At 46.9% G+C, this 6,228-nt stretch carries 4 protein-coding genes; all 4 read right to left on the reverse strand.

The genetic code is table 11. From position 1 onward, the window contains the following. Positions 1-236: 236 nt before the first annotated feature. Positions 237-515: a GNAT family N-acetyltransferase gene (locus tag H7708_RS11660; RefSeq protein WP_223670964.1), complete on the reverse strand. Its 279-nt coding sequence runs from the start codon at positions 513-515 to the stop codon at positions 237-239. A 17-nt stretch (positions 516-532) separates the two neighbouring features. Further along, the gene (msrA, locus tag H7708_RS11665; protein ID WP_223670965.1) at positions 533-1,060 is read right to left on the reverse strand and encodes a peptide-methionine (S)-S-oxide reductase MsrA; all 528 of its coding nucleotides are present in this window, start codon (positions 1,058-1,060) and stop codon (positions 533-535) included. A 123-nt stretch (positions 1,061-1,183) separates the two neighbouring features. Next, the gene (locus H7708_RS11670; RefSeq protein ID WP_223670966.1) at positions 1,184-4,549 is read right to left on the reverse strand and encodes a thrombospondin type 3 repeat-containing protein; all 3,366 of its coding nucleotides are present in this window, start codon (positions 4,547-4,549) and stop codon (positions 1,184-1,186) included. Between the two features lie 807 nt (positions 4,550-5,356). Further along, a partial coding sequence (tuf, locus tag H7708_RS11675; protein ID WP_223670968.1) for an elongation factor Tu occupies positions 5,357-6,228 on the reverse strand: 872 nt, incomplete at its 5' end.

A 6,228-nucleotide genomic window follows, 5' to 3' on the forward strand; every position in this document is an offset into this window, starting at 1 on the left:
ACCGCTCCACCCTACTACTAACGAGGGGTGCGGTTACCAAACTTGTTTCAGACTCAAATCGAGCCTGTTGTTAGCAAAATCAATAACTTACTTTATATCAAAGTCTGAAATTGCCTTGCAAGAACAACCCTAGTTGTGGCCGTTACGCCTACAAAGGGACGCGAATTATAGGGGATCGGGTAAGCTTTTGCAAGCCATAAAGCCAAATAAATCATAGTCTTTAGGTTGCAGCCCCCTCAGGCAAGCAAGTGCTGCCACTCGTCGTGCGTGGACAGGTAGTGCTTAATATAAGAGCAAACAGGAATCACCTTATAGCCTTCCTGCTCAATGGCTTTCAGCACCGCCTCCATCATGACGGAACCATAACCTTTGCCGCGCAGCGCTTCTGGTACCTCGGAATACACCAGTTTTAAGGCCTCGCCTTGCTGCTCATAGTTCACGACAGCGTTATACTCATCTTCTAGCGGTACTATAAATCGGTTATCGACCGGCTGATGAACAGCTCTATATTTCATACTACCTCCTACAATATTCAATCTCTTAACTTATCCGCATGCTTTTGTCTTAACTTTTGCAGTTTGGGGTTGATCACTGCCATACAGTAGGGTTGCATCTTATTATGGTCATAATAGTCCTGATGATAATCCTCGGCCGGATAAAAGACCTGCTCTGCAACCAGCTCTGTTGCCAGCGGCGCATCAAAAAGGGGGGCCATCTCTTGCATCACCCTTTCTATCGTCTCTCGCTGCTCATCATTATAGTACATAATCAGCGAACGGTACTGTGTGCCAATGTCAGCACCTTGGCCATCCACCTGCGTCGGATCGTGGGAGGTTAGGAACACTTCCACTAAATCCTGATAACTGATTACTTCTGGTTCAAAAGAGACCTGTACCACTTCGGCATGTCCTGTCTGCCCCGAACAGACTTCCCGATACGTCGGGTACTTAGTGTCGCCAGCTGTATAACCAGACGTTACATCGGTAACACCTCTTAACTGCTGCATCACTGCCTCCACGCACCAGAAACAGCCGCCGCCAAAAGTTGCTTTCTGGGTCATTACCTAAACCCTCCACTTTGATTAGGCATAGCCATTAGATGATTCGTTGTACTAAATATTACACCGATAAAAAAGCCTCCCTTAAAAAAGGGAGGCATATAGAGAGTGATTCATTAATAGAGATTAAAAATACCCTCCGAATTGAAGGCTCAAGAAATAAGCATCGCGGTCAAAGCGCTCCAGCTCCGTTTTCATGAAAAACCTTTCATTAATATCCCACTTCAAGCCTAGCCCGAGAGCCAGCTGAGTTACTGTTTCGTCGTTGTAGTTTATGGTGATAACTTCGCCAGACGATGAAATCGCATTGCCTACCTCATTCTTGATGGTCGACACTCCAAACTTACCGTAGAGGCTGACCGTATCGTTATGAAATTTCCAGGGCGTATAATCAAACATCAATGCATACGCCTCGTAATCAATCGCTGGCTGACTAAACTCACTGTTAATATCAGGGTCAAAGTGGCTTAATCCAGCTTCTCCAAGGTCATTATAACTCAGCGTCCAGGCAAAGTTTTCTGCAAAGTCAGAGCCAAATGCTACTTTATAACCGGAGTCTTTCTCATCCGAGGTGCTCCAACCTGAAGAACTACCTTCCGGATCGATGTGGCTAAAACCATAACCGACACTTGCATTCCAACCATAACCGGTATGCTCCTTGGCTTGTACTGGTACCCCCAAAGGTACCAGTATCACGGCAAATGCCAGAGTAGCCATCAAGCGCTGTTTGGCCTCGTGAGCCTTTAAGCGACGATACAGGATAACTCCCCCTAATAGGGCAATTAACCATAACGGAGTACTACCGCCTCCTGACACGGCAGTGGTTAACTCGCCATTATCATCATCGCAGGCGTCCCCGATACCATCACCATCGATATCTCCCTGATCTGCATTACTTATAGCAGGACAGTTATCAACACTGTCATCCAAACCATCGTTATCGGTGTCGTTATCACAGGCATCACCAACACCGTCTCCGTCAGAGTCCTCTTGTCCCGGATTGTTAACAGTAGGACAGTTATCGGCACCATCACCAATACCATCGCTATCATTATCATCATCACAGACATCACCGATACCATCTCCATCCGTATCGACCTGGTTCGGGTTACTTGTGAATGGACAGTTATCAACGCGATCCTCAATACCGTCGTTATCGGTATCATTATCACAAGCATTGCCAATACCGTCCCCATCCGTATCTTCCTGATCCGCGTTACTGGCTAATGGACAATTATCCACATCATCGTCCACGCCATCATTATCGTCGTCGCTATCACAGGCATCGCCAGTACCGTCACCATCCGTATCAACTTGATCTGGATTTTCTACCGCGGGACAGTTGTCAGCATCATCACCGACACCATCACCGTCAGAGTCAGTCAAGCTATCGCAGGCATCACCGATACCATCACCGTCGGCATCGTCCTGGCTAACGTTGCTATCAACGGGGCAGTTATCGACATCATCGTTCACACCGTCACCGTCATCATCCAGGTCACAGGCATCACCGGTACCGTCACCATCCAAATCTTCCTGATCCGGGTTAGCAACAGCCGGACAGTTATCGACACCATCATCGATACCGTCGCCATCACTGTCAGTATCGGTATCGCAGGCGTCACCGACACCATCGCCATCGGTATCATCCTGGCTGGCATTGCTGGTTAAAGGACAGTTATCGACACCATCATCAATTCCATCATTATCATCATCGGTATCACAGGCATCACCGATACCATCACCGTCCGTATCCGTTTGATCGGCATTACTGACCAACGGGCAGTTATCCACATCATCACCAATACCGTCATTATCGTCGTCTGTATCACAGGCATCACCGGTTCCATCACCGTCGTTATCTTCCTGATCAGGGTTTGGGGTTGCTGGACAGTTATCAACATCATCGGCTATACCGTCATCATCTGAGTCGGTTAAGCTGTCACAGGCATCACCGATACCATCACCATCCGTATCCGTCTGACCGGCGTTAGGAATCGTTGGACAGTTATCAACATCATTATTGACACCATCACCGTCCAGATCGGCATCACAGGCATCACCTATGCCGTCACCGTCGGTATCCGTTTGATCGGCGTTAGGGACCGCAGGACAGTTATCTGCACCATCGTCAACGCCATCATTATCATCATCGCTGTCACAGGCATCACCTATGCCGTCACCGTCTGTATCAGTCTGATCAGCGTTAGGGACCGCAGGACAGTTGTCGACACCGTCTTCAATACCATCTCCGTCACTGTCAGTATCGGTATCGCAGGCATCGCCGATACCATCCCCGTCGGCATCTTCTTGACCAGAGTTGCTGACTAGTGGACAGTTATCAACATCGTTAAGAACACCGTCGCCATCAATATCGTCGTCACAGGCATCACCGATACCATCACCGTCCATATCTTCCTGACCGGCATTGCTGATTAAAGGACAGTTGTCTGCACCATCATCAATACCATCATTGTCATCGTCGGTATCACAGGCATCGCCAATACCATCACCATCCGTATCTTCCTGTCCCGGGTTATTAGAAACAGGACAGTTATCGACATCATCATTGATACCGTCATCATCATTATCCAGATCGCAGGCATCACCGATACCATCATTATCCGCGTCTTCCTGGCCCGGATTCGGAGTCGAAGGACAATTATCAACGCTATCCTCAATGCCATCTCCATCGGCATCAGCTATCGTCGGCGCCACTCTGGCAGAAAAGACATCCAGCTGGTTAAGCACATCGACCAGTGCAGAAAGATCGATTTGTACCTGATTGAAGTCTAAAGTGGCATCGAAAGACACAAAAGCGGCATCGCCTCCACTGATTAGGCTTAACGCAGCCAGATTGCTACCAGTAGAGCTCTCCTGCTCCGTACCGTTAAGCAGGGTTGTAATAGTAATGCTCTCCAGCAGGGTAACATCGAGAAGCGTATCTGGGTTCTGCACCACAAAACCTGCGGTATTATTCCCAGTATAAGTTTGGCTGGTATCAGTTACCTGAATAAAAGCCGATCCTGCGACTCCAACGGGAACGGACATGCGTGAAGCATTATCGACATTCGTATCAATAACATTGACTGAGTCGGTAATACTGCAGAGCAAACAAACGCCGCTAGTACCATCTGTCACCGAAGCATTAGGATCAATAATCGGCACATAGGTACCATCATCCAAATCAATCACATCCGGATCACAGGCATCACCGATTCCATCACCATCTTCATCTTCCTGGCCGGCGTTGGCTTCCATGGTGCAATTATCGTTCGCATCCAACACACCATCATCGTCGTCATCAGTATCACAGGCATCGCCCGCACCATCACCATCATTGTCCTGCTGACCTGGATTATAGACTGCAGGGCAATTATCTACCCCATCCTCCAGACCGTCACCATCCTCATCAGCAGCTATTGCGGGCCAAGCGACAAGAGCAAGGCATAACGCCAGCCACTTTAAATTATTTTTTAAAAAATTATTCATCCCATCCTCCTAATTAAAAACCCGATACCGGATCTTTTGATAATCTTTACGTTTACTTTAAGAGAATCCCGGCTCAGGGAGGATGTACGGGTAATAGCCGGAATATTTGAATAAGAATCAGTTGAAAACATCTTGCCAATAAGCTGAAAGCAGTTGTCTCCAAGGGTCTGCGCTCCAACAAAGAAACACTTTGGTGCATTGCCTAACTCCTTCTAGATTTCCTTACTTAATCGTTCGTTTCTCCACAGCTGCTTATAAATGCAACGAGAAACCTGAAGTAACACTCTGAAACGGTATTTTGACGTTTGTCATCAATAAAGTGTCAAACTTTTTATCAATCCTGAAGAAAAGCTATCACGCTATTAATAAACAAAGCAAGCCTTTAGATTATCTTTTCTAATGCATACCTGCATTAAACATAGATAACCTAATGATTTGTTTAGACAGAAAAAGTATCAAAGTGTAAGGAGGATTATATTTTCTTATATGCAATAATGAGAATAGGTATTTCTACCTATGTCTTTGATTTTAAACCACTTATATAAGATGCATTTAATATGCTTTATAATATCCTGATTTTAAAGCAATTATTCAAAAGGACACAGTAGAGGGAAGAAGGACAATTCTAATTTGAGGATGCAGGAAAATGTAAAATTTAATGAGGAATACACTTCCATGCTCGATTGGCTCTTAGTTTCCTCATCAGAAATAACAGGGTGTGTTTTGCTTTTCGTAAGACATAAAAAAGGGCCACAAAGTGCGGCCCTTTAATTAAGCTATAAAGCTTTTGTCGTTACTCAATCCAAATTACTCGTGGATTTTAGAAACAACGCCCGCACCTACCGTACGGCCACCTTCACGAATCGCGAAGCGTAAACCTTCGTCCATCGCAATCGGTGCAATCAGCTCAACATCCATCTTGATGTTGTCGCCTGGCATAACCATCTCTACGCCTTCTGGTAGCTCTACTGCGCCCGTAACGTCAGTCGTACGGAAGTAGAACTGTGGGCGGTAGCCTTTGAAGAATGGCGTGTGACGACCACCTTCGTCTTTAGACAAGACGTAAACTTCCGCTTCGAAACGGGTGTGTGGAGTAATCGTGCCTGGGTGTGCCAGTACCTGACCACGCTCTACTTCGTCACGCTTCGTACCACGCAGTAGTACACCTACGTTATCGCCTGCTTCACCCTGGTCAAGCAGCTTACGGAACATCTCAACGCCAGTCACCGTCGTCTTCGTAGTATCTTTGATACCAACAATTTCGATTTCTTCACCAACTTTTACCACACCGCTCTCTACACGGCCGGTGACTACGGTACCACGACCTGAAATGGAGAATACGTCTTCGATTGGTAGCAAGAATGGCTTGTCTACCGCACGCTCTGGCTCCGGAATGTATGTATCCAGCGCTTCGCCCAGTGCGATGATCGCTTCTTTACCTAGCTTACCTTCGTCGCCTTCCAACGCTTTCAACGCTGAACCTTGAACGATTGGCGTGTCGTCGCCTGGGAACTCGTATTGATCAAGAAGTTCACGAACTTCCATCTCAACTAGCTCTAGCAACTCTTCGTCGTCTACCATGTCGCATTTGTTCAAGAATACAACAATCTTCGGTACACCTACCTGACGTGACAACAAGATGTGCTCACGAGTCTGTGGCATCGGGCCGTCGGCTGCCG

The sequence above is a fragment of the Kangiella shandongensis genome (assembly GCF_020005365.1).
GTDB lineage: Bacteria > Pseudomonadota > Gammaproteobacteria > Enterobacterales > Kangiellaceae > Kangiella > Kangiella shandongensis.

Excerpts from the sequence above, each read along its gene's own strand:
- H7708_RS11660 (WP_223670964.1), bottom strand. The coding sequence starts at position 515 with ATGAAATATAGAGCTGTTCATCAGCCGGTCGATAACCGATTTATAGTA.
- msrA (WP_223670965.1), bottom strand. The coding sequence starts at position 1,060 with ATGACCCAGAAAGCAACTTTTGGCGGCGGCTGTTTCTGGTGCGTGGAG.
- H7708_RS11670 (WP_223670966.1), bottom strand. The coding sequence starts at position 4,549 with ATGAATAATTTTTTAAAAAATAATTTAAAGTGGCTGGCGTTATGCCTT.